This window comes from Alkalibacterium sp. 20 (assembly GCF_001885615.1).
GTDB lineage: Bacteria > Bacillota > Bacilli > Lactobacillales > Carnobacteriaceae_A > Alkalibacterium.
Window position 1 is genome coordinate 56,180 of record NZ_LSRN01000001.1, and the last position, 24,425, is coordinate 80,604.

Annotated in this window: 17 protein-coding genes; 8 read left to right on the top strand and 9 right to left on the bottom strand. The window is 40.9% G+C overall.

All coding sequences use genetic code 11. From position 1 onward, the window contains the following. The 6 genes from dapA (at window position 1) to AX762_RS00265 (ending at window position 5,777) form a co-directional block, all read left to right on the top strand. The gene (gene dapA / locus AX762_RS00240; protein ID WP_071847191.1) at window positions 1-882 is read left to right on the top strand and encodes a 4-hydroxy-tetrahydrodipicolinate synthase; all 882 of its coding nucleotides are present in this window, start codon (window positions 1-3) and stop codon (window positions 880-882) included. Window position 883: 1 nt separating this feature from the next. Beyond that, complete coding sequence (gene dapB, locus AX762_RS00245; RefSeq protein ID WP_071847192.1) at window positions 884-1,618, top strand: 4-hydroxy-tetrahydrodipicolinate reductase; 735 nt, start codon at window positions 884-886, stop codon at window positions 1,616-1,618. Window positions 1,619-1,621: 3 nt separating this feature from the next. Then, window positions 1,622-2,335, top strand: a complete 714-nt coding sequence (dapD, locus tag AX762_RS00250; protein WP_071847193.1) for a 2,3,4,5-tetrahydropyridine-2,6-dicarboxylate N-acetyltransferase — start codon at window positions 1,622-1,624, stop codon at window positions 2,333-2,335. A gap of 40 nt (window positions 2,336-2,375) precedes the next feature. Next, window positions 2,376-3,536, top strand: a complete 1,161-nt coding sequence (locus AX762_RS00255; RefSeq protein WP_071847194.1) for a M20 family metallopeptidase — start codon at window positions 2,376-2,378, stop codon at window positions 3,534-3,536. Next, window positions 3,533-4,585, top strand: a complete 1,053-nt coding sequence (gene alr / locus AX762_RS00260) for an alanine racemase (protein WP_071847195.1) — start codon at window positions 3,533-3,535, stop codon at window positions 4,583-4,585. Before AX762_RS00255 ends, alr begins: the two co-directional genes overlap by 4 nt. Before the next feature lie 217 nt (window positions 4,586-4,802). Beyond that, complete coding sequence (locus AX762_RS00265; protein WP_071847196.1) at window positions 4,803-5,777, top strand: hypothetical protein; 975 nt, start codon at window positions 4,803-4,805, stop codon at window positions 5,775-5,777. Window positions 5,778-5,827: 50 nt separating this feature from the next. Here the strand turns inward: AX762_RS00265 and AX762_RS00270 are convergent, their stop codons facing one another. The 3 genes from AX762_RS00270 to pflB form a co-directional block, all read right to left on the bottom strand. Then, on the bottom strand, window positions 5,828-6,754 hold the full coding sequence (locus tag AX762_RS00270) for a manganese-dependent inorganic pyrophosphatase (protein WP_071847197.1): 927 nt from the start codon (window positions 6,752-6,754) through the stop codon (window positions 5,828-5,830). 135 nt (window positions 6,755-6,889) lie between these two features. Then, window positions 6,890-7,642 carry a pyruvate formate-lyase-activating protein gene (gene pflA / locus AX762_RS00275; protein ID WP_071847198.1) on the bottom strand — a complete coding sequence of 251 codons (753 nt, stop codon included), beginning with the start codon at window positions 7,640-7,642 and terminating at the stop codon, window positions 6,890-6,892. A 36-nt stretch (window positions 7,643-7,678) separates the two neighbouring features. Next, on the bottom strand, window positions 7,679-9,940 hold the full coding sequence (gene pflB, locus AX762_RS00280; RefSeq protein ID WP_177244004.1) for a formate C-acetyltransferase: 2,262 nt from the start codon (window positions 9,938-9,940) through the stop codon (window positions 7,679-7,681). Window positions 9,941-10,275: 335 nt separating this feature from the next. Here pflB and adhE point away from each other — a divergent pair, with 335 nt between their 5' ends. Beyond that, entirely contained in the window at window positions 10,276-12,873 is a 2,598-nt protein-coding gene (gene adhE / locus AX762_RS00285) for a bifunctional acetaldehyde-CoA/alcohol dehydrogenase (RefSeq protein WP_083432714.1), read from the top strand. A 283-nt stretch (window positions 12,874-13,156) separates the two neighbouring features. Here the strand turns inward: adhE and tnpB are convergent, their stop codons facing one another. Then, window positions 13,157-14,308 (bottom strand): IS200/IS605 family element RNA-guided endonuclease TnpB, encoded by a 1,152-nt coding sequence (gene tnpB, locus AX762_RS00290; protein ID WP_071847200.1) that lies wholly within the window; start codon window positions 14,306-14,308, stop codon window positions 13,157-13,159. Window positions 14,309-14,523: 215 nt separating this feature from the next. On the opposite strand from tnpB, the gene AX762_RS00295 reads away from it, so the two are divergent. Next, complete coding sequence (locus tag AX762_RS00295; protein ID WP_071847201.1) at window positions 14,524-15,528, top strand: TrkA family potassium uptake protein; 1,005 nt, start codon at window positions 14,524-14,526, stop codon at window positions 15,526-15,528. A gap of 158 nt (window positions 15,529-15,686) precedes the next feature. On the opposite strand, the gene parC is transcribed toward AX762_RS00295, so the two are convergent. The 5 genes from parC to AX762_RS00320 form a co-directional block, all read right to left on the bottom strand. Beyond that, a complete protein-coding gene (gene parC / locus AX762_RS00300; protein ID WP_071847202.1) occupies window positions 15,687-18,161 on the bottom strand; it encodes a DNA topoisomerase IV subunit A in 2,475 nt (824 codons plus the stop codon). 20 nt (window positions 18,162-18,181) lie between these two features. Further along, entirely contained in the window at window positions 18,182-20,158 is a 1,977-nt protein-coding gene (gene parE, locus AX762_RS00305) for a DNA topoisomerase IV subunit B (protein WP_071847203.1), read from the bottom strand. 368 nt (window positions 20,159-20,526) lie between these two features. Beyond that, window positions 20,527-22,164, bottom strand: a complete 1,638-nt coding sequence (locus tag AX762_RS00310; RefSeq protein WP_071847204.1) for an iron ABC transporter permease — start codon at window positions 22,162-22,164, stop codon at window positions 20,527-20,529. Window positions 22,165-22,201: 37 nt separating this feature from the next. After that, window positions 22,202-23,245, bottom strand: a complete 1,044-nt coding sequence (locus AX762_RS00315) for an extracellular solute-binding protein (protein WP_071847205.1) — start codon at window positions 23,243-23,245, stop codon at window positions 22,202-22,204. A gap of 118 nt (window positions 23,246-23,363) precedes the next feature. Continuing rightward, window positions 23,364-24,422, bottom strand: a complete 1,059-nt coding sequence (locus AX762_RS00320) for an ABC transporter ATP-binding protein (RefSeq protein WP_071847206.1) — start codon at window positions 24,420-24,422, stop codon at window positions 23,364-23,366. Window positions 24,423-24,425: the final 3 nt, after the last annotated feature.

Sequence of the window (24,425 nt, forward strand, 5' to 3'; positions counted from 1 at the left end):
TTGACACGATTATTTACCGGTGCAGCTGTGGCTGTCACGACCCCCTTTATAGAAGGCAACGTGGACTATGACAGTTTCAAGAAGCATTTAACTTTCTTAAAAGAAAACAGCATCCAAGCTTTTGTGGTCAACGGGACCACGGGCGAAAGTACTACCTTGACCCGTGATGAAAAAACCACCTTGTTATCCCTTACGATGGAAGTGGCAGACAAACAGATCCCAGTAATTGCCGGAACAGGTTCAAACAATACGGCAGAGGCTATCATCCTTTCTCAGGAAGCTGAAAAATTAGGCGTGGATGGGCTGTTAGTGATCACCCCTTACTACAACAAAACAAGTCAAAAAGGCCTGCTTGCTCACTTCACTGCAATTGCTGACGCGGTTTCTATCCCGATCATCTTGTATGACGTGCCTTCACGTACGGGTGTAACGATCGATCCAGAAACGCTGGAAGTCTTGGCTCAGCATCCAAACATCGTTGGTTTGAAAGACGCGACCGGCGACTTGGCACATCTCAGTCGCCTTCAACGGGTCGTAGCTGCCTCGTTCTCGTTTTACAGTGGGAACGACGACCTAGCCCTACCCTTTTTCTCATTAGGCGGACACGGCCTTATATCGGTCTTAGCCAATGCTTTACCGAATGACTATCAGAACATGTATGTGGCGTCATTAAAACAGCCAAAACTGGCCGCGGACATCCACCGCAAGCTCTTTCCTTTAGTGGATGCCTTAGGCGTTGACGTTAACCCGATCCCGATCAAAGTATTGACCAGTCACTTAGGCTTTGGTGCTTATTCCCTGCGCTTACCGCTCGTGCCCCTTGAAGATGATGCTCGAGATGTTTTAACAGAGCTCTTCGATCACACCAGAAAGGATGCGTAACATGAGGATTTTACTGATCGGATACGGCGCGATGAACAAACGCGTAGCCACACTCGCTGAAGAAAAGGGACACACCATCGTTGGAGCAGTCACGGCAACGGACGAAAATGATTGTCCCTACCCTCTCTTTGGATCCGTAAACGAAAAATTGCCAGAAGCAGATTGCGTGATCGATTTTTCCCACCCCGTATTGACTAAAGAGCTATTGACATCTGGTCTCAGCGTTCCTATGGTGATTGCGACCACAGGTGAAAAAGAGACACTGCTCGCATTGATGGACAAAAAAGCGACACAGGTTCCTATTTTTTTCAGCGCCAATATGAGCTACGGCGTACACATTGTTACGCAATTGCTCGAAACCATCGCCCCACTCATGGATGACTATGATATTGAAATGATTGAAAAGCACCATAATCAGAAGATCGATGCTCCAAGCGGAACGTTGATCAAATTGCTTGACGCGATCACAGAAAAAGCTCGTCCAGATGCTCAGACCGTTTACGACCGCAGCCAGGTAACACAAAAACGCGATAAAAAAGACATCGGTATTTCAACCATTCGCGGAGGTACCATTGTGGGTGAACATGAAGTGTTGTTTGCCGGTCACGATGAAGTGATTTCCATCAAACACTCAGCGCAGTCCAAAGATATCTTTGCCCGTGGTGCTTTGAAAGCAGCTGAACAGTTAATAACCAAACAAACCGGCTTTTATACGTATACAAACTTAGGAGTGTGACCTTTGAAAGACTTTAATCCAGAAGAAATCATTCAATACATCAGCAATTCAGAAAAATCAACACCAATAAAGATTTATGTCAATACTGAGCTTAAACGAGACGATTTCCCTGAGTCTTTTAAAGTTTTTGGCTCAGATGGAAGCTTTACCCTGTTTGTAGAATTGAAAGACTGGCAGCCTTTCTTTGCAGACAACGAAGAAGCTATCAGTGAATTGGTTATCGAACAAGACCGACGACACTCTGCTATCCCACTTTTAGACCTTTCTCAAGTGGATGCCCGCATCGAACCGGGCTCTTTCATTCGGGATCATGTAACCATAGGTAAAAATGCCGTTGTGATGATGGGTGCCGTGATAAATATCGGAGCTGTCATTGGTGAAGGAACAATGATCGATATGGGTGCAGTACTGGGCGGTCGCGCCATTACCGGTAAAAACGTTCATGTCGGTGCTGGGGCAATACTTTCAGGTGTCATAGAACCTGCCAATGCGAAACCGGTTGTAATTGAAGATAATGTTTTGATCGGGGCGAACGCAGTAATACTTGAAGGCATAACGGTCGGCAAAGGTTCTGTCGTTGCGGCCGGAGCTATCGTAACTGAAGACGTCCCGCAGGATACGGTTGTCGCTGGTGTCCCTGCCAGAAAAATAAAAAACACATCTGATGTGGCTTCAGAAAAAATAGCCATCATTCAAGCGTTAAGAGAACTTAAATAAAGATAAATTCAATAGATACTAGCAATTACAGGAGGAACGTATGACCCGCTTACTCGAAACAGTGACGACTCACCGTAGACAGTTACATCAGATACCCGAACTTTCATTAGAAGAATACAAAACGACAGCCTATATCAGAACGACACTAGACTCGCTTGCAATACCCTACTTTACACCCATGGCTACGGCTACCGTTGTTTATTTCGAAGGCACCTCTACTGCTAAAGAAACAGTCGGCTTTCGTGCAGACATCGATGCTCTACCCATTGAGGAAGAAACGGGCGTCTCATTTAAATCGCAGCATCCAGGCGTCATGCACGCTTGTGGACATGATGGTCATGCATCCATACTGCTGACGTTTGCGGAGTGGTGTAAGGAACAGCAGGACAAAGGCTTGCTCGAGAAAAACATGCTGCTGATATTCCAGCCTTCTGAGGAATCAAATGCCGGAGCTGACGCTCTCATTCAGGCTTTTCCTTTTGAAGATTATCAAATCAGCGGTATTTACGGTCTTCATTTAGGTCCTGACGTGCCGGAACACACATTAGCGACGAGACACGGCTTTTTAATGGCGAGCGCAACAGAATACCGCATAACCGTCAGAGGCCTTTCTGCCCACGTGGCTCAAAAGGAAAAAGGATTCAGTGCCTTAGGGGCTGTTGTCCATATTGCGACGCAGCTTTCTCAAGTTCAGCAGTACTTTTTGAACGGCTTGCATCAGAACATTTTGCATATTGGCCATCTCCAGGCAGGTGAAGCCATCAATACAGTTGCCTCAGACGGACACATACACGGAACCATCCGGACCTATTTTCCCGATGATCTGAAACACATTCAGGAAAAAATGGAAACCATCGTGGCCAGTGCAGATGCCTTGCATCACACGGTAACTTCTCTGGACTTTGCTAAAGGTTACCCGGCCGTATACAATGACAAAGCTTTGATCGAGACTGTGAAAACAAGTGTCGATCATGCCGGTTTGAACCTTGAACTGCTCGACGTGCCTTATCTTTTCGGCGAAGATTTTTCCTTCTATCAATCGGTGGCTAAAACTAATTTTGCTTTTTTAGGTGTGCGTAACGAAGAAAAAGGCTATATCCATGGTCTGCACACTTCCCTGTTCAATTTTGATGAAGCCATCTTGCTCAACGGTGTGAAGTATTTCCAATCCATTGCACATACGTTAGGTGTGATCAAATGACTGCACGATTGACACTCAATGAAAAACGGCTGGTCAGACAAGCTCATTTCATTCAATCAAAAGCCGATACCATCGCAGTAGTAAAAAATGACGGGTATAATCATGGACTGGAACGGGTGTACCGGACTTTTTACGAAGGTGGCATTCGCGCCTTTTCGACGACCGTCTTGTCTGAAGCGATCCAACTGAGAAAATGGAACAGTGACATCTTTATTTTATTACTGGATCCCAATACGGAATTCCAGCTCATAAGAGAATACGACATCACTCTGACCGTCTCGTCCTTTGACTACTATGAGAAATATAAGGACGAGTTAAAAGGGATAACGATTCAACTGGTTTTCCGAAATGACCTTAACCGATTAGGCTTTGATCACCTCGATGATATGAAACAGATTTTGGATGATAAAGATCTGAACGTTAACGGCATCTGGACCCATTTTGCTTCTGCGGACGACTTTGGCGTTGACAGATATCAGAAAGAAAAAGAGAAATGGCAAACAGTTATAAAAGGACTGCGTGCGTATCTTCCTAGACTGAAGTACATTCACGCACAGAACAGCGCTTCATTTTTAAGGGATGGCCCGCTGCCTCATCATACACATATAAGAGGAGGCGTTATCCTGTATGGGGCTCGTCCTTATTATGAAGGGTTGGATGCTTCTCTCGCTGAACAAGTGGTCAGTATCGAAGCCAATGTCATTGAATTGACCTCGGTCGAGGGCGGACAAACGATTGGATATTCAGCAGATTACAAACTTGAAAAGGATGCAAAGATAGCCGTATGTGATATCGGCTATGGCAACGGCCTGTTGAAAGCAAGGAAAAATTTCCCTGTTTTAATCAACGGAAAAGCCTACCCGATCCGCTCGATAATGATGAGTCATATTTTGATAGAAGCAGATAACAACGTTGAGATCGGTGACTCTGTCATCCTTTATAACGATGCGTTGCGTTTTGATTGGTTCGCCAATCAAGGCATCGGTCCTTTTTCTCAACAAATGGCAAGTCTGAACAAACAGACCTTTGAGTTAACCATAATTAAATAACAGCAAGCAGAAGAGGCCTTTTTATTTCTTCTGCTTTTTTTGACTGATTTTTGACAAGGATATACTGATATATGAAGAGACAACAGAAGTTTGTGAAAATCATTTTATATCCCTATCGTTTTGTGCTAAACTGAACTAAAGAAATAAATCGGTTACAGTGCTTTACATAGTACATAATTTCTTGATTTTGTGAAATAAATCGAAAGGAGTGGCCACGTTGATTCTCACAAGCAGTTTCATGATTTTTGCTTTCTTTGCTTCTTACCTCTTTTATTCAATGATATACGGTAATATTGCTCATTTGAGCATTGTTTCACTCGTTATGCTGGCCATTTCGGGTTTATTCTTCGTCAACCAATTAAGAACCGAATGGGGTTGTATAAAGTGTCAATTAAAACAACCTGTAAAGTTAAGTCGACCAAAGAACTTCAACATTCTATTGGCGCTAGTCGGGGGAGCTTACATCACATTCATACTGAATCATCAATTGGGTTTGGGTGGTGTCCTCGCTTCAAGTGTTATTGGTTTGAGTGGCGCCTATCTTTTCAAAAATTATGCAGCCGCTATTTACTGCGGTTCATTTGTCGGGATGGCTTGCAACTTGATTTTCTCAAATCCCTTTTCCTTCATGCTAGCCAGTCTCATTGCAGGCATTCTGTTCATTCTGTCCGAACAATTATTTAAGGGATATGGCGGAAAATTAGGGTTTATAGCTTTTTGTGGCACCTTTCTTTCTGCTCTGATTTTCAGGTCACCCTTTAGAACGTTGGATCCTCTCTCAACTAATTTATACCTACCCTTATTTTTAATCATTATCTTTGCTGGAATGACGACCTATCTTTTGCAGGACATATTTTTATTGGATGCGGTGACAGCCTCTGCTTTAGTTGGCCTGACCATAGCTATACTGTCTCCACAAAATGGTCACATCATTGTTGTTGCTGCTTTTTGCGCAACGTTCACAGGCATGGTATCCAAAGAAAGAGCGAAAACCTATACCGAGATGTTTTTCTTAACTATTTTGACCGGCATCTTATTTATCGCTGTCGCCTCTCTTTTCGATGGTTCCGGAGGGAAACTGGGAGCAACGGCCTTTCTGGCCACCGTTTCTGGTAGAAACATGTTCGATACCCTCTTATGGTTGAAACACACATATATAAAACCTAAGAGGCAATCGGCTAAAATTTTATAGCGAAAAAAAAGGATCCTCATTTAAGAGGATCCTTTTTTTTGAATCGCTAATTAACTAAATTGCTCAGTAAGTTGTGGAACGACTTGTTTTTTTCTAGAAACCACACCTTCAAGGTATAGGGTATCGTCTTTCATTTCTTTATTAAACGCTTTTGCTACCTGCGCTTTTTCTTCGCCGTAAACAAGCGCGACAGAATCACTTTCCAGTACATTTGTCGTCACGAGTATGAATAAATCAAGCTTATTGCTTTCGCTTTGTGCTGCCATTTCGTCCAGTAATTCCTGTTTACGTTCCAATATTTCATCCACGTCTACAACGTTTACCTGACCGATACGAACAGTCAATCCACCCATCGGAAAGTTTTTAGCGTCATCATTCAGAATTTGGTCTGCGTTTTTGCTTGATGTATCCGCGCCGGCCTTAAGCAGGTCTTTACCATAAGCCTCTATGTCGATATCCGCAATTTTAGCTAATTCTTTTGCGGCTTTTTCGTCTTCTGCTGTACATGTTGGCGATTTAAATAACAACGTATCAGATATGATCGCTGATAGCATCAAACCCGCAATATGTTTAGGCACTTCTACACTATTTTCTTTATATAATTTCAAGATGATCGTATTCGTACACCCAACAGGTTCGGCACGGTAATAAAGCGGGTTTGCTGTCTGGAAGTTCGCAATGCGGTGATGATCGACGACTGCCAGTACTTTGACTTTGTCAATATCCGACACACTTTGCTGTGCTTCATTATGGTCGACCAACATCACTTCCAGCGTTTCATCTGCGGCTGTAGCAATGACGCGTGGGGCTTCAACGGCAAAATAATCTAAAGCAAATTGCGTCTCGGCTGTCGTTTTCCCTAAAGCAACGGGCTCAGTCTCTTTGCCTAATTCATTTTGCAGATGCGAAAAGGTGATTGCCGATGTTATGGCATCCGTGTCAGGACTTTGATGCCCAAATATAAGTATTTTACTCACTGTCATTCTCCTTTTAGTTTAAATTCTCTTATTATAGAATATCGTAAAAAGTCACAAATTTCAATAAATGAAAAACTATGTTGACGTTAATCCAGTGAGGTTTCCACTGAAATAAACGATCAACATAGTTTTATTTTACTGCGTTTGATATTTACTTGTTTTTAATATACGGTTTGCATTTTCAACGCGCTCCGCTGTAGGTGGCTCAACGTCTTCCAGTTTATACGGAATACCAAGTTCTTTATACTTGTATATGCCCAGTTGGTGATAAGGTAAAACTTCTACTTTTATCACATTATCCAGCTGATCAATGAAATCACTCAAACGTTCTAAATGTTCATCATAATCAGAGCGGCCTGGAACTAAAACGTGTCTTAACCACATGGGAATGCCGACTTTAGACAAGTAGTTAGCCATATCTAAAATACTCTTGTTGGAATGCATCGTATATTTCTTATGGATCTCATCATCAATGTGTTTGATATCCATTAACACCAAATCAGTATATTTCATTAATTCTTCAAAGCGACCAAAGAACGGCTCGTCATAAGTGAACGGCTGTCCACACGTGTCTAGCGATACGTTGACGCCTTCCGCTTTAGCTAATTTAAAGAATTCAATTAGAAAGTCGATATGAATAAGCGGTTCACCCCCACTGACGGTGATGCCTCCTTCTTCTCCCCAATAACTTTTGTACTTCAAAGCTTTATCAAGGAGTTCTTGAGGTGTGAAAGGTGTTCCGCCACCCATATTCCACGTGTCAGGGTTATGACAGAACTCACAACGCATACGACATCCCTGCATAAACACTACGAAGCGAATTCCTGGTCCATCCAAAGAACCGAAGCTTTCTGTTGAGTGCACATATCCTATTGGTGATTCTGTCATCTATACTTCCCCCTACGAATAATTAAACTTTTTTACTTACATTGAGTCATGGAATGTACGATTCAAGACATCCATTTGTTGTTCTTTGGTTAATTTAGTGAAGTTAACTGCGTATCCGGAAACACGGATCGTTAATTGTGGGTACTCTTCCGGATGTTCCATAGCGTCTTCTAGAGTTTCGCGGTTCAAGGCATTCACGTTCAAGTGATGTCCACCCATTTTAACGTATCCATCTAACATCGTGGATAAGTTGTTTTGTTGTACACTGTCTTCTTTACCTAAAGCTTTAGGCACGATCGAGAAGGTGTTTGAAATACCATCTAAAGATTCTTTGTATGGTAATTTAGCCACTGAGTTCAAACTTGCTAAAGCACCGTTTGTGTCTCTGCCGTGTAATGGGTTTGCGCCTGGTGCGAATGGTACGCCTTGACGACGTCCATCAGGTGTATTGCCTGTTTTCTTACCATAAACAACATTTGATGTAATGGTCAAAATTGAAGTTGTATGTTTGGCATCACGGTAAGTTGGATATTGTCTAACTTTACTCATGAATTTTTTAAGCAATTCAACTGCAATGTCATCTACTTTGTCGTCATCGTTACCGTATTTCGGATAGTCGCCTTCGATTTCATAATCGATTGCTATGTCATCTTCATCACGAATAACTTTAACTTTAGCATGCTTGATAGCTGATAGTGAATCTACCGCTACAGAGAAACCAGCAATACCGGTAGCCATTGTACGAACGACTTCTGAATCATGCAAGGCCATCTCTAAACTTTCATAGCTGTATTTATCATGCATGTAGTGAATAATATTCAAAGTATTGATATACATCTCTGCTAACCAATCAAGCACGTCATCGAATTTTTCAGTTACTTCAGCGTAATCTAAATATTCAGAAGTGATCGGACGGAATTTTGGTCCAACTTGTTTTTTAGACTTCTCATCCACACCACCATTGATAGCATACAATAATGCTTTGGCTAAGTTGGCACGGGCACCAAAGAACTGCATTTGCTTGCCGATCGGCATAGCAGACACACAACAAGCGATACCGTAATCATCGCCCCACTCTTCGCGCATGATATCATCATTTTCATATTGAATCGCACTGCTTTCAATTGAAACACGCGAACAATAATTTTTAAATGACTGAGGTAATTTTGGTGACCATAACACAGTCAGGTTTGGTTCCGGTGCTGATCCTAAGTTAGTCAAGGTATTTAAGAAACGGTAACTACTTTTAGTAACCATATGACGACCATCTAAACCAATACCAGCAATAGCTTCAGTCACCCATGTTGGGTCTCCTGAGAATAGTTCGTTATATTCAGGCGTACGAACAAATTTAACTAAACGTAGTTTCATAACAAAATGATCCACTAATTCCTGAGCTTCGACTTCGGTCATTGTGCCATTTTCAAGATCTCTTTCAATATAGATATCCAGGAAATTTGAGGTACGTCCAAGTGACATGGCTGCGCCATTTTGTTCTTTAACAGCTGCAAGGTATCCAAGGTATAACCACTGGAAGGCTTCTGTTGCATTTTGTGCTGGACGTGAAACGTCAAAACCATAGATGTTTCCTAATTCTATTAACTGATGTAATGCATTTAACTGATCGCTGATTTCTTCACGTTTCCTGATATTTTTTTCATCCATCATTGCTGTATCAGATTTTGTTTTATCAGCTTCTTTTTCAGCAATTAATCGGTCGACACCATAAAGAGCTACGCGTCGGTAGTCTCCTATAATACGTCCACGGCCGTATGCATCAGGAAGTCCTGTGATAATACCTGTGCGACGTACTTCACGCATTTCAGGCGTATATGCATCAAATACACCTTGGTTATGTGTTTTTCTCCAGTCTCTGAATACGTGTGATAGGAAAGGATCCACTTCGAAACCATAAGATTCAGCGGCTACTTCCATCATACGGATTCCACCAAACGGTTGGAGTGAACGTTTAAATGGTTTTTCTGTCTGGAAACCGACGATTTTTTCTAAATCTTTTGATAAGTAACCAGGACCATGAGAGGTTATTGTGGAAACAACTTCTGTATCCATGTCTAGCATGCCACCGGCAGCACGTTCTTGCTTATCTAAGTCCATGACTTGATCCCATAATTTCTCAGTATCCTTAGTCGGACCTTCTAAAAATGATTCGTTTCCATCATAGGGACGGTAATTGCTTTGAATAAAATGACGAACATCGATTTCTTCTTTCCATTGTTTTCCAATAAACCCGTTCCAAATGGATTCCAAAGAAATGTTTTCAGTACGCTGTTTTTCCATAATCAATTCTCCTTTATTAATCTCTTTATCAACATGTTCATACTATCACATTCACTCACTTTATACAAGTGAAACGTTGAACGTTCTGTGACGTTTTGCCGGTGCATCAGCGCTTTCCTCTTATTGATCAATTTGTCACAATATTGACACAAATAAGTGTTCTTGTAAGCGAATTCAGTATGTTATTCTTGGGTTGTAGTAAATTAACGCAAAAAAGCAACACTCTGATTTCAATGTTACTAGTCTTTTTCAGGAATTTTTGTTCGAATGTGAAAGAGATTTTAATTTTTGAACTCTATTGCTCAATACTTCACTATATCAAGGAGGAAATGATTATGGTTAAAGTTTTAGACAAAAACAAAAAAGAAACAAGCGTTTACGAGGATATCGATCAGTTAGTCACGAAAGGTAAACAAGCACTGGATGGTTTGTCTGAACTGAACCAAGAACAAGTAGACGCTATAGTACAAGCAATGGCCCTTGCTGGTTTGGACAATCATATGAAATTAGCAAAACTAGCTGTTGAAGAAACTGGACGCGGAGTATATGAAGATAAAATAATCAAAAACATCTTTGCTTCTGAATATATCTACCACAATATCAAATCAGATAAAACAATCGGTGTTATCAACGAAAATATTCACGAAGGCACTGTTGAGATTGCTGAACCTATTGGCGTCATTGCCGGAGTAACACCTGTCACTAACCCAACTTCAACAACTATTTTCAAATCAATGATTGCAATTAAAACAGGTAACCCTATTATCTTCGCATTTCACCCTTCTGCTCAAAAATCAAGTTCTACAGCAGCAAGACTGTTATACGAAGCAGCCGTAAAAGCTGGCGCACCTGAAAATTGTATTCAATGGATTGAAAAGCCTTCACTAGAAGCAACACAAACTTTAATGAAACATGACGGTATTGCAACGATTTTGGCTACCGGTGGCCCGGGCATGGTTAAAGCCGCTTATAGTTCAGGAAAACCAGCTTTAGGTGTTGGTGCAGGTAATGTACCTTGTTATATAGAAAAAACAGCTAATGTTAAACGTGCTGCAAACGACTTGATCTTATCAAAAACGTTTGATAACGGTATGATCTGTGCTTCTGAACAGGCAGTCATTGTTGACAAAGAAATCTATGATGCTGTTAAAAAACAAATGATTGCTTTTGGTTGTCATTACTTGAACAATGAAGACAGAGTAAAAGTTGAACAGTTGATGGTTTCAGAAACTAATCAGTTGAATGCTGACATCGTTGGGCGTTCTGCCTATCAAATCGCTAAAATGGCTGGTGTAAAAGTTCCTGAAGAAACTAAAATATTGATTGCTGAATATGCTGGCGTTGGTAGAGACTACCCTCTCTCAAGAGAAAAATTAAGTCCCGTACTCGCTGCCTATAAAGTAAACAGTGCTGAAGAAGGCATTACACGTGCGACTGAGATGTTGTCATTTGGAGGACTCGGTCACTCTGCTGTCATCCATTCAAACAATGACGATGTTATACAAGCATACGATCGTCGTATGAAAGCCGGACGTGTGATCGTTAATGCACCGTCTAGTCAAGGTGCTATCGGTGATATCTATAATGCTTATCTCCCTTCCCTTACTCTGGGATGTGGATCGTATGGAGGGAATTCCGTGTCAACAAATGTCAGCACTATGCACTTAATCAATGTTAAAAAACGTGCTTCACGTACAAACAATATGCAGTGGTTTAAAATTCCACCAAAAGTCTATTTCGAACGTAACTCTGTTCAATATTTAGCTAAAATGCCAAATATTAAAAAAGCCTTTATTGTTACTGACCCAATGATGGTTAAACTCGGATATGTGGACCGCGTGCTTTATCACTTAAGAAACCGTCCGGAATATGTTCATTGCGAAATCTTTTCCGACGTTGAACCTGATCCATCAAAAGATACAGTCTTAAAAGGCGCAAAAGCTATGGCTGCCTTTGAACCCGATGTCATTATTGCTTTAGGTGGAGGATCTCCAATGGATGCTGCTAAAGGCATGTGGTTATTCTACGAACACCCAGATACTGACTTCAATGGTATCAAACAAAAATTCATGGATATTCGTAAACGTGTTTACAAATTCCCTACTCTTGGTGAAAAAGCGCAATTTGTTGCTATTCCAACAACATCAGGAACAGGTTCTGAAGTAACTTCATTCGCAGTTATTACAGATACTGATACAGGAACAAAATATCCATTAGCAGATTACGAGTTGACTCCAGACGTAGCCATTATCGATCCTCAGTTTGTTATGACGGTACCAAAAGTTGTGACTGCTGATACAGGATTGGACGTATTAACGCATGCTATCGAAGCTTATGTTTCTAACATGGCCAATGACTATACAGACGGCTTAGCTATCAAAGCTATTCAATTAGTTTTTGAGCATTTACCAACAGCCTATAAAAATGGTTCTGACGAGCTCGCTAGAGAGAAAATGCATAATGCTTCAACGATTGCTGGGATGGCCTTTGCCAATGCATTCCTGGGCATCAACCATAGTTTAGCTCACAAATTAGGCGCTCAGTTCCATATCGCCCATGGTCGTGCGAATGCTATCTTACTGCCTCATGTCATTCGCTATAATGCTAAAATGCCGACAAAATTTGTTGCCTTTCCTAAGTATGAACACTTTATTGCTGACGAAAGATATGCTCAAATTTCAAAAGCTTTAGGCTTACCTGCTAAAACAACCCAAGAAGGCGTAGAAAGCTTGATCAAAGCTATCTATGACTTAGCTAAAGAATTAGAAGTTCCAATGAGTATTAAAGAGAACGGTGTTAATGCTAAAGACTTTGAAGAGATTGTTGATGTGATGGCTGACAATGCATTTGCAGACCAATGTACAACTGCCAACCCTAAACTACCTCTAGTCACAGAACTTGCACAAGTTTACAGAGACGCTTTCAAAGGTTAATCAAACAGTTATTTAGATAAAGACGAGAATGGGTTAATTCCCATTCTCGTCTTTTTTTTATTATTAAAAGCCACAATCCGTCTCTGCATAAAGTTTTTTATCCAACAGCTTTTTGTGAAAATAATCACTAGCTTCTCCCCTCTTTCATCCTTGATATCAGGATAAAAAAACTAAACCTATATCTTTCTTTCATTACGTGTTGAACTACCCACCACTTAACACTCTTACGAGCTGTTTGAAGTGGGGAATTCCTAAGAACACCAACCTATCGGTCAGTTATTTATTAGGCTATCCCCGTAGTTCCTACGGTTAGAAGTCTTAATGCTTCAGCTTCAATATTTTTACTTGCGTTAATATCTCTGTCATGGTGCGCATGGCAGGTTGGACAGTCCCACTCACGCAAGGCGAGATTCTTAACGGCTGTATGACGATAGCCACAACAAGAACACAGTTGGCTCGAAGGAAAGGACTTTCTTACGGGCACAACCCTCTTTCCGTACCATGTGGCTTTATATTCAAGCATCGTACGGAACGCTGACCAGCTCACTTCGCTGATAGCTCTTGCAAGGTGAGGGTTCTTTAACATCTGGGATACCTGCAAATCTTCAATACCGATGATGTCGTGATTTTTGACTATATCGGTACTCAGTTTATGCAGGAAATCTGCACGCGCATTTTTAATGTGTTCATGGATGTGAGCGACTTTCACTTTTTGTTTCTGATAGTTTTTGGCTTCATGTAATGGCTTGCCCTCTTTTTTTGCCTGTTCGTATCGACGTGTTAGCTTGCGTTGCTCTTTTTCAAGTTTCTTTTCTAAAGTTCTGAAAAAACGCGGGTTATGATGAACCGTTCCATCCGAAAGGACGGCGAAATCTTTTAGGCCTACGTCAATACCTACTGCCCTTTCCGTTTTAAGCATATCATGGACGTCTGTTTCAACGAGAATAGCTACAAAGTGTTTTCCCGTTGCATTCCGTCTGATAGTTGCCGAGAGAATGCGTCCTTCTACGTCACGACTTTTCGCAAAGCGAACAAAACCCAGTTTCGGCAGTTTGATGGTGTTACCAAGGATCGCGATATTCCCATTCGTTTGCTTGGTTGTATACGATTGGACGGGATGCTTTTTCGACTTGAAACGTGGGCGTTTGTTTTGTTTCTTAAAGAAACGTGTATATGCATCGGCAAGGTGCTTGACGGAGGACTGTATAGCGATACTATCCACCTCTTTGAGCCACACGTAGTCTTTTTTCAACAGGGGAAGTTGCGCTGAACATCTGCCATACGTTAACCCTTTGCCTGTTTTGACATAGTTCTCATCCCAAAGTGTGAGAAAATGGTTATACACGAAACGTGAACAGCCTATCGTTTTAGTAATGGCGTCACTTTGTTGCTTAGTCGGATAGAGACGAAACTTATAGGCTTTATGTACAAGCATGACGGTCACTCCTTTCCTGATCCCCTTGAAGCGGTTGAGGGGGAGAATTTCTTCCCTGTTATTATACCAAACGGAACGTAAGTTCGCCATTGATATGGTTAAAAAAAGCGATTCATCTCCAACCTACCGTTGGTTGAGGTTGGAGTCTTCTCGCCAATTATGATAAAATAATGACGGAGACCTAAGCCACATCTAATTACTTAGGAGTTGATCACGTGCAACAACATAAACGTACCTTATACATCTTATATTTACTGGTCACAATTATTATAGTAGGAATTGTCGGTTACTATTATTTGCTTGATATTACTCTAATGGACGCCTTCTATATGACTGTCATTACGATTTCCACCGTTGGCTTTCAAGAAGTTGCTCCGCTGACTGTACCTGCTCAACTTTTTACTATTGTTCTTATTTTTCTTAGTTTAGGGATCATCGGGTATTCAGGTACACAATTAGTCGGTTTCTTATTTGGAGGAACCATGCGGGAAGCTTGGAGGGAACAAAAAATGAATGATCAACTTAAAGCATTGAATAATCATATCATCGTGTGCGGAGCCGGCGAAACGGGTCAGCACATCATTCAATCACTTGATAAAGAAAAAGTCGATTTCGTCGTCATCGAATTTGAAGAAGAAAAGTTAGAAGTAATCAAGGAATATGAAAATGTCATTGCTTTCCAGGGTGATGCCACGCAAGATGAAGCTCTTGAAAAAGCAGGCATACATCGGGCCAAAGGACTCATAGCGACACTGAATAGTGATGCAAATAATCTCTATACTGTGCTGACCGCTCGTCAGATCAATCCCGATCTACTCATCGTAGCGAGAGCTATTACGCATAATTCTCATGAAAAACTCATTCGTGCGGGTGCAGACAAAACGGTTTCGCCAAACGAAATCGGTGGACATCGTATGGCAACGATGCTCTTAAAACCTAATGTTATTGCCTTTTTAGATACCATTACGCATTCAGGAAAAATTGATTTGAACTTAAATGAAGTGGTGATTCAAGCTTCTTCAGTACTAAGTAACAAAACGTTAATGGAAGCCAATATTCCTGAACAGACAGACCTGATTATTATTGCAATCAAAGAAAAAGACGATGATGATATCGTCTTTAATCCGACTAAAGATCATTTATTGACTCCTGGTCAAACGTTGATTGCACTCGGTGACGATGATAATCTCAATAAGCTGAAAATATTAGCTGGGTCTTAGTTCGTTTAACGTTAAAGAAGCAGAGTAGATTTTTCTACTCTGCTTTTCTGTTCCCTTCGTTACTAATATATCGGTGAAGGTCACGGAATCCGCTAACTCATCTAAAAAAAAAATAAGGATGCCATTCCAATAGAATGGCATCCTTATTTACAAATCACTTATTTTTCTTCAGTTTCGTTCTCAATTAAAACAATCGTTTCTTTATATGCGTTTACAGGTGTCCCATCTGAATCCTCATCCAAAATGAATGAACCGTTGCTGTATCGGTCACTGTAGGCATAGTCTTTAGCTCTGATAGTGAAGTCATTTCCTTTGTCTGTAACAATTTTCCACTCGGTATCTAATTGCTGAACATCGATCATAAGCGCCATGCGGTGAGGTTTGTTTTTTAATTCTCTCAAAACAAGCAAGCCTCGCTTCGCTCTCGAAATCAAATCGAAATCTGTGATGTTCATCTTCTTGACAGACCCTCGGTTAGTGATCATGAGGACACTCTTGTTTCCTTCAGAAGGATTAAAGATAATGCCACCGACCACGTAATCCTCTTTCTTAAGACTGATCGATTTCACACCGCTAGCATTTGCTCCGACTGTCGAGACTTCCGGTAAAGTGTAACGCAATCCAAAGCCTAAATGTGTCACTAGGAAAACGTCATAAAACGTTTCATCATCAATCAGGTCGACTGACAGCAATTCATCAGTCTCTGATTTTAATTTCATCGCTGTTGCTGTCCGTGAACGGTAGGTTCTTTTCGGAGCGTACCCTGAAGCCAGCGCTTGCTTAATGTATCCTTCTTTGGTGATAAAGACAAATTTTTGTTGCTCGGAAAACTCTTTTAAGCCATAGGCAGCAACTATTTTTTCGTCCGGTTTTAAACTGACGGTTTGAGAAATATGTTCACCTAAATCTTTCCATTTAATATCAGGGATTTCGTGAACAGGTCTATTGATGATATTTCCTTTTGTCGTAAACAGGACGATATGATCCAGTGTCGATATTTTTTCTATAAACAGTGAATAGTCCCCCTCTCTCAAACCCATCTCTTGAGAATTTGAGGCACCATAGGAACGTAAACTGGTTCGTTTCAAGTAACCTTCTTTCGTGACCGAAACAACCACTTCTTCTTCCGTTACAAGGACTTTTTTTTCAACTTTCAATTCCTCGATTTTATCTTCAATCACCGTTTGTCTGTCTTGGGGGTTTTCTTTCTTCACTTCTTTCAGTTCTTTTCTCATGACTGATTCAAGTGTTTTTTCATCGTTCAATATTTTATTGTACTCACTGATGCGCGCTTGCAGTTCACTTGCTTCTTTTTGAAGTTGGGTGATATCTGTATTCGTTAAGCGGTAAAGTTGTAAACTGACGATGGCTTCTGCCTGCATGACTGAAAAATCATAGGCTTTCACGATGTTATTCTTCGCATCCGCTTTGTTGCTGCTTCCTCGAATTGTTTTAATGACCGCATCTAAAATAGAAATAGCTTTAATGAGTCCTACAACAATGTGCGCGCGTGTTTCATCTTTATGCAGTAAGAATGTCGTCCGCTTGCGAATAATATCTTTTTTGTGAGCAATGTAGGCCGTTAAGAAGTCTTTCAAGCCGACTTGTTGAGGGCGACGATTACTTATCGCTATCATATTTAAATTATAAGATATTTGTAAATCTGTGTTTTTAAATAAGTAGGTCAAGATACCTTGTGTTGGTGTGTCTTTCTTTAACTCCACAACGATGCGCAGGCCCGTACGGTCACTTTCATCACGTACATCTGCTATCCCATCGATTTTTTTATTGATGCGCATTTCGTCCATTTTACGAACCATCGTTGCTTTATTCACTTCATAAGGAATTTCAGTGATGACGATCTGTTCCTTACCGCCTCGAATTTGTTCAATTTCAGTTTTAGAACGGACAACTATTTTGCCTTTGCCGGTCTCATAAGCGGATTTCAATCCTTTTACCCCTTGGATGATGCCCCCAGTAGGAAAATCAGGTCCTTTAACAAAGTCCATCAATTTATCAACAGATACATTTGGGTGTTGCATTTGATAAATACATGCATCGATGACTTCACTCAAATTGTGCGGCGGAATATCTGTCGCATACCCGGCTGAGATTCCGGTTGCCCCATTGACGAGCAAGTTAGGGAAACGAGCGGGTAAAACGGTGGGCTCGTTTGTTGTATCGTCAAAGTTTAAAACAAATTCCACTGTTTCTTTGTCAATGTCCTTGAGTAATTCATTGGCTATCTTTGATAAGCGGGCTTCTGTATAACGCATCGCAGCCGGCGGATCGCCGTCCATGCTCCCGTTGTTTCCGTGCATGGTCACTAGTGGTGTTTTCATTTTCCAGTACTGACTCATACGGACCATGGCTTCATACACACTGCTGTCGCCGTGAGGATGGAAGTTACCAATGACGTTACCGACTGTTTTAGCGGACTTTCTAAAGCCCTTGTCGTGGGTATTGCCTTCAGAATACATGGCATACAATATACGACGTTGAACCGGTTTTAAACCATCTCTGATATCTGGCAGTGCACGTTCCTGAATGATATATTTTGAGTACCTTCCAAAACGGTCACCAATAACTTCTTCTAACGTTAATTCTTGTATCTCTACTCGTTCGTTTGCCATCTTAGTTAGTCAAACCTTTCTCACAAATCTAAAGTTTCTTCAACTTCTTCCAGTACATCGTTCGTCTCTAAAATGCTGCCTTCTTCTTCAAGAGAAAATTCAACATTTTCTTCGATCCATTTACGTCTTGGGTCTACTTTGTTCCCCATCAACACAGACACGCGGCGTTCAGCTTGAGCCTCATCGTCAATGGTCACACGGATAAGGGTACGCGTATCAGGATTCATGGTTGTATCCCACAACTGATCGGCGTTCATTTCACCCAGACCTTTATACCGTTGTATAATATAACCTTTACCGAAAGATTTCAGCACTTCTTTTAATTCTTCGTCTGTCCAGGCATACTCCATGACTTCTTTTTTGCCTTTGCCTTTTGAGACTTTATATAAAGGTGGTAGTGCCAAGTATACTTTTCCTTCTTCAATCAACGGTTTCATGTAACGATAGAAGAACGTCAATATCAGGACTTGAATGTGAGCACCGTCTGTATCCGCATCGGTCATGATCACCACTTTATCGTAATTACAGTCGTTGATATCAAATTCAGGACCAACGCCGGCTCCAATCGTATAGATCATCGTGCTTATTTCTTCATTATTTAAAATATCCTGCATATTGGCTTTTTCAGTATTGATGACTTTTCCTCGCAGTGGCAAAATCGCCTGGAATTTTCTGTCGCGTCCCTGCTTGGCCGAGCCACCAGCAGAATCCCCCTCAACCAGGTAAAGTTCATTCTTTTTGGCATTTTTACTCTGAGCCGGTGTTAATTTCCCAGATAATAGTGTCTCTTTGCGTTTAAGTTTTTTCCCATTACGTGATTCGTCTTTCGCCTTTCGGGCAGCCTCTCTTGCTTCTCTTGCTTTTATGGCTTTTCGTACGATTTGCTGACTCATTTCACCATTTTCGGCTAACCAGAAGTTGAATTGCTCTGAGATGACGGTGTCGCACGCTGCACGTGCCTCTGCTGTTCCCAGTTTACTTTTGGTCTGACCTTCAAATTGTAATAGATTTTCCGGAATACGGATTGAAAGAATAATAGCAATCCCTTCTCTAACATCCGATCCTTCGAGATTTTTATCGCGTTCTTTAAGTAAATTCACCCGTTTTGCGTATTCATTAAATGTTTTCGTGATTGCTGATTTGGTTCCTATTTCGTGGGTTCCGCCATCTTTTGTGCGGACGTTATTGACGAAACTTAATAGATTCTCCGAGTAACCGTCATTATATTGAAAAGCGCATTCGACCTCAATGCCTTTGAATTCCCCTTCAAAGTAAGCAATCGGTGTGAGTGTATCTTTTTCTTCGTTGATGTAGTGAACGAATTCTTTGATCCCCTCTTCATAATGAAACACTTCTTCTAAGTCTTTACGCTCATCTTTCACCGTAATGGTGACTTCTTTAAGCAAGAAAGCCGATTCTCTGAGTCGTTCACTTATCAAAGAAAAAGAATATTCTGTCATCGAAAAAACGTCTGGATCAGGCTTAAAGTGAACAGTTGTCCCAGTCAACTTCTTTTGACATTTTTTCTTAGTCAATTTACCGGCCGGTTTACCGCCCTTTTCAAAGTGTTGCGTATATTCATACCCGTCACGGTTGACTTGAACAGTTAAATGCTCGGATAACGCATTTACAACAGACGCGCCTACACCGTGCAGACCACCCGAAGTCTTGTATCCGCCACTTTGTCCAAACTTGCCGCCCGCATGTAAAATAGTAAAAATAACTTGTATAGTGGGAACGCCGGATTTGTGAATACCTGTAGGCATCCCTCGCCCATCGTCTTTAACCGTAATACTGTTGTCTTTATGAATAATGACATCTATTTTTGAACCAAATCCCGCCAGGACTTCATCCACTGCATTGTCTACAATTTCATAGACCAAGTGATGGAGTCCCCTGGAATCGGTTGATCCGATATACATACCGGGACGTTTTCTTACGGCATCCAAGCCTTCTAACACTTGAATTGAATTATCATCATACTTATTTATAACCATTTATAATTACTCCTCGATAGTGATTCATAGAATAATTTGTGCCTTTCTATATGAAAACACAAGCATTAATATAATACCATAAAAACGCGCCCCTAAAAACGTCAATGCGCTTTTTCATCATATTAATGAAAAATGCCTATGTTGAATACTCAGTCATTTTCTTATACTGAAATAACTCCGGACTCATATTCAGAAAACATATTTTTGGTTTTATGCTCAACTATGCTAGTTTATGAACTTTTTCAACCCTATTATTTAAAGCATATAATCAATCGAAAAATAAAAAAATTGGACGTTTATCCCATTATAGGAAAACGACCAACAGTCTTTCTTTTATAAAAGGTTAGAAAGGATTTACTTATATGGCATCAGTAATTTTTCAACAAATAATATAACGGGAGTATCGAAACCAGGATAATGATAAGGGCTCCCGGCGCCGCCTGCGCATATATCGCTTCTGATGCCTGATAATAGACTCTTATAGCTAGCGTATCGAAGCCAGGAGGCCTTAACATCAAAGTAACGGGCAGTTCTTTCAGAGAACTCACGAAAACCAATGCTCCCCCTGCTAATAGCCCTGGAAGGATTGCAGGCAATGTAATGAAAAATATCACCTTCCATGTCGAATGTCCCAAGCTTCTAGCAGACTCATCGATACGCGGAGAAATCATATTCATAGCTGTCTCACCCGATTGTAAAACTTGCGGCATAAATCTAATCAGTTGAGCGATAATGACCAGAAATACAGTGTTGTACAAAAAGGGGATATGATTATTAAATACAAAGACTAACCCCAATGCCACGATTACACCGGGAAGTGCATAGCCTGTATAGCTTAATTTATAAATCAGACTGCTCACAATAGAATGATGCCTGGAATATAAGTACACCAATGGTACGGATAAAATCATGCTTAATCCCGCCGTTGCACCCGCGATTTGAAAGCTATTAAGGGTGTATTCAAATATGGAACTGTCAATCAAGCCACTACCCGCACCGATCATCGTCCAGTAAACGAGTACGATGATCGGCAAGGCCACCGAGATCAGGAAAAGGAAAACGACATAAAATAATGAGATGTGTTTATATTTCCCCAAACTCAAAGTCCGAGACTCTTTGGCTATCCCCTTGGTTTGATAATATGCTTTCTTTTGTTTCATTAGCTTTTCAATCAACAGAACGATCACTGTTATACCGATCAAGACCAAACTTAATACCGATGCTGATGGAATATCAAACCCGGCCCGCTGGTAATAAATCGCTGACGTGAACGTCACATACCGCAGCATGGATACTGCCCCGAAATCGCTTATGACATATAAAAAGACGAGAACTCCGCCCGCGCCAATAGCTGGCACAAGCATAGGTAAAATTATTTTGAAGAATATATGAAACCCGTTATAGCCTAATGATCTGCCGACCTCTTCATAAGTCTGGCTGATTTTCCTGAGCGACGCACTGGTGACAAGGTAAACATATGGATAGGTGAACAGAGTCATCACTAAAAACACACCATAAAAGGAATAAATATCAAAAGTTAAGCTGAAGTCATTGCCATATGCCGCTTGTATAGCCTGATAAAGCCAGCCTCTAGGTCCTAAAACAATAATATAGGTTACCGCCCCTACATAGGGTGGGACAACCAGAGGCAGAGCTAATAGCCATCTCCAGATCCGTCTTCCGGGTAAATCCGTGCGTGTCACTAACCAAGCCAAAGAAACCCCGATAAACGTCGAGGTCAAAGTGACAGCAATCCCTAGAGAAAGAGTATTCCATAATAACTGTGGGATCCGGGTATCCAGTAACCTCATCCAACTTTCACTTCCGGCCAAAAAAGACTGATAAATGACATAAAGTAAAGGTAGCGTCATGATAAGCGCAATAACAATAGACACGCCTAACAGAGATCTACTGGGTTTATTCCCATGCCAAATAGCTCGGTCGAATTTAAATAGTCTGGATAAGTTGTCAGGTTTAATTTTTTTTCGTAATGTGTGATGACTCATCGGCTACTCCTATGATTAAATAATAAGCTACTTCTTTTTATTTTAAATTCAAATCCAACCCGGCGTCTTCAATCAACAAACGTGTATCTTCAAAATAATTACCTAATTCTCTAAGAGGCATCTCTTGCACGTTGAGATCAGTCAATTTAACGGCTTCCTCGAAAGGCGGAGTCAAGTTACTGTTGATAGGTACTTCCAGAGATTCTCCAACAAATGCCAACTGGTTTTCTTCTTCTAAAAGCCAGTTCAAGAAAACTTGGGCTGAATCTTCATTTGGACTGTCCTTTAATAATCCCAATCCCGCACCATTAACGATTGCTCCCATTTCGCCTTCTTCCTGGTCTGGGTAGACAAAGCCCACATTATTATCTTGAGGTTCTAATAATTGCTGATGATAATAATAATTATTGACTAGTCCGAACGCATGGATCCCTTCACCCACTGCTCGTCTGATGTCACCGTGTCCTTCAAAAATTGCGGCAGAGTTATCCTGGATCGATTCGATCCATTCCTGGGTTCGTTCATCCCCCCACTCATATCTCAAGGCAGAAACATTTGAAATCATTCCTCCGTTTCCTCCGCGGGTTATGGCATAGCCATTTTTGATGTCACTATAGTCGTTATCGATCAACTCTTCCATTTTGGTAGGTACATCTGATTCATCGATTAAATCTTTATTGTAAATAAACCCTCTGGCTCTAGACGACAATGCGATCCATTCGTTGTTTTCTGCACGATATACTTCTTCAATGCTTTCTATGTTGTCAGGATCTGTTGCTTTAAGTAATTCTTCCTGATTGAGATACTCCAGCGCTCCGATATCATTGGAAATGAACACATCGGCTTGAGTGTTGTTTCTTTCTTCTAATATTTGTAAGGGTTCGACCCCATGAAGCGCCTTTACTTCGATTCCGGTATCTTCTTTAAACTTGTCCAGCAAATCTGAAACGAACATCTCGTTTCTTGAAGAATAAACGACGAGTTCTTTGTTATCGTCAGTTGAATCAGACACTGCATCGCACCCCGTCAAGAGACTCAACAAGGCTAATCCTGTTACCCCAAAAATGAAATTACTTTTCATTACTACCACTCCTATTCTATTGAGAACGATTATCATTCTCAATATAAACATTACACTACGCTCTTACCTTAATCAAGACTTAATTGTACTATGTTTCACATGACATAAAACTGATCGACTACTCAATGACGGTCACATGCTCTTTATTTATATCAAAATTTAATAATTGTCCGACCAGTATTTCATGATTGATAGGCGCAGATATTATAATAGGCGTTGTTAATTTTGTTATCGAATTGTTGACTGTTAAATGAATTTCTTGTTTATCTCCACCATAGACGATACGATCTACTATGCCGCTAAAAAAACCATGTGAATTAAGTTGAATATTTTCAGGTCTGATCGACAGCATCACTTTACCTTTATAACGATTTAATAATGATATGATCGGAACCCTACCTATAGGAGTCGTCGCATCGTCTTCATCTGTGTTGATCTCACCTTGGAGTAAATTTGTCTTGCCCACAAATTGAGCAACAAAACAGTTTGTCGGACAACGATAAAGATCTTTAGGTGTGGATATTTGCTGAATGGTACCGTCTTTCATTACTACGACTTTGTCTGCAACAGCAAAGGCGTCTTTTTGGTCATGGGTAACGATAATGGCAGTCGCTTTAGCTTTTTTAAGAATAGCCGCTATGTCTTGTCTCATTTTTTCTCTCAAACCTGCATCGATACTACTGAAGGGTTCATCCAGCAAAATGATATGAGGTGTAGGCGCTAAAGCACGGGCAATGGCTACACGTTGCTGCTGACCTCCAGATAAATTGGAGGGAATGCTGTCAGCATAATCTTCCAATTCTATCAGCTCCAGCATTTCATGGACTCTTTTTATTTTTTCACTTTTTTTCATGTTTTTCAGACCGAACATAATATTCTTAGACACTGTCATGTGAGGAAACAAGGCATGTTCCTGAAAAACCATACCGATGCCTCTTTTTTCCGGAGAAACGACAGCTGAATCTGATACTACTAGATTATTCCCTATCTCGATAGTCCCTTTTGTCGGATTTTCAAAACCCGCTATCATGCGTAATGCCGTTGTCTTACCGCAACCACTCGGACCTAGCAACGAAACAATTTCACCTTTATTTATACTGAAACTAATGTCATTGACTGCAGGCTCTGAATGATTATCAAAACGTTTAGTAAGATTCTTGATATGAATAAAAGTCATAAC

Excerpts from the sequence above, each read along its gene's own strand:
- pflB (WP_177244004.1), bottom strand. The coding sequence starts at position 9,940 with ATGGAAAAACAGCGTACTGAAAACATTTCTTTGGAATCCATTTGGAAC.
- dapB (WP_071847192.1), top strand. The coding sequence starts at position 884 with ATGAGGATTTTACTGATCGGATACGGCGCGATGAACAAACGCGTAGCC.
- adhE (WP_083432714.1), top strand. The coding sequence starts at position 10,276 with ATGGTTAAAGTTTTAGACAAAAACAAAAAAGAAACAAGCGTTTACGAG.
- alr (WP_071847195.1), top strand. The coding sequence starts at position 3,533 with ATGACTGCACGATTGACACTCAATGAAAAACGGCTGGTCAGACAAGCT.
- AX762_RS00315 (WP_071847205.1), bottom strand. The coding sequence starts at position 23,245 with ATGAAAAGTAATTTCATTTTTGGGGTAACAGGATTAGCCTTGTTGAGT.
- tnpB (WP_071847200.1), bottom strand. The coding sequence starts at position 14,308 with ATGCTTGTACATAAAGCCTATAAGTTTCGTCTCTATCCGACTAAGCAA.
- parC (WP_071847202.1), bottom strand. The coding sequence starts at position 18,161 with ATGGCAAACGAACGAGTAGAGATACAAGAATTAACGTTAGAAGAAGTT.
- AX762_RS00320 (WP_071847206.1), bottom strand. The coding sequence starts at position 24,422 with ATGACTTTTATTCATATCAAGAATCTTACTAAACGTTTTGATAATCAT.
- pflA (WP_071847198.1), bottom strand. The coding sequence starts at position 7,642 with ATGACAGAATCACCAATAGGATATGTGCACTCAACAGAAAGCTTCGGT.
- parE (WP_071847203.1), bottom strand. The coding sequence starts at position 20,158 with ATGGTTATAAATAAGTATGATGATAATTCAATTCAAGTGTTAGAAGGC.
- AX762_RS00255 (WP_071847194.1), top strand. The coding sequence starts at position 2,376 with ATGACCCGCTTACTCGAAACAGTGACGACTCACCGTAGACAGTTACAT.
- AX762_RS00310 (WP_071847204.1), bottom strand. The coding sequence starts at position 22,164 with ATGAGTCATCACACATTACGAAAAAAAATTAAACCTGACAACTTATCC.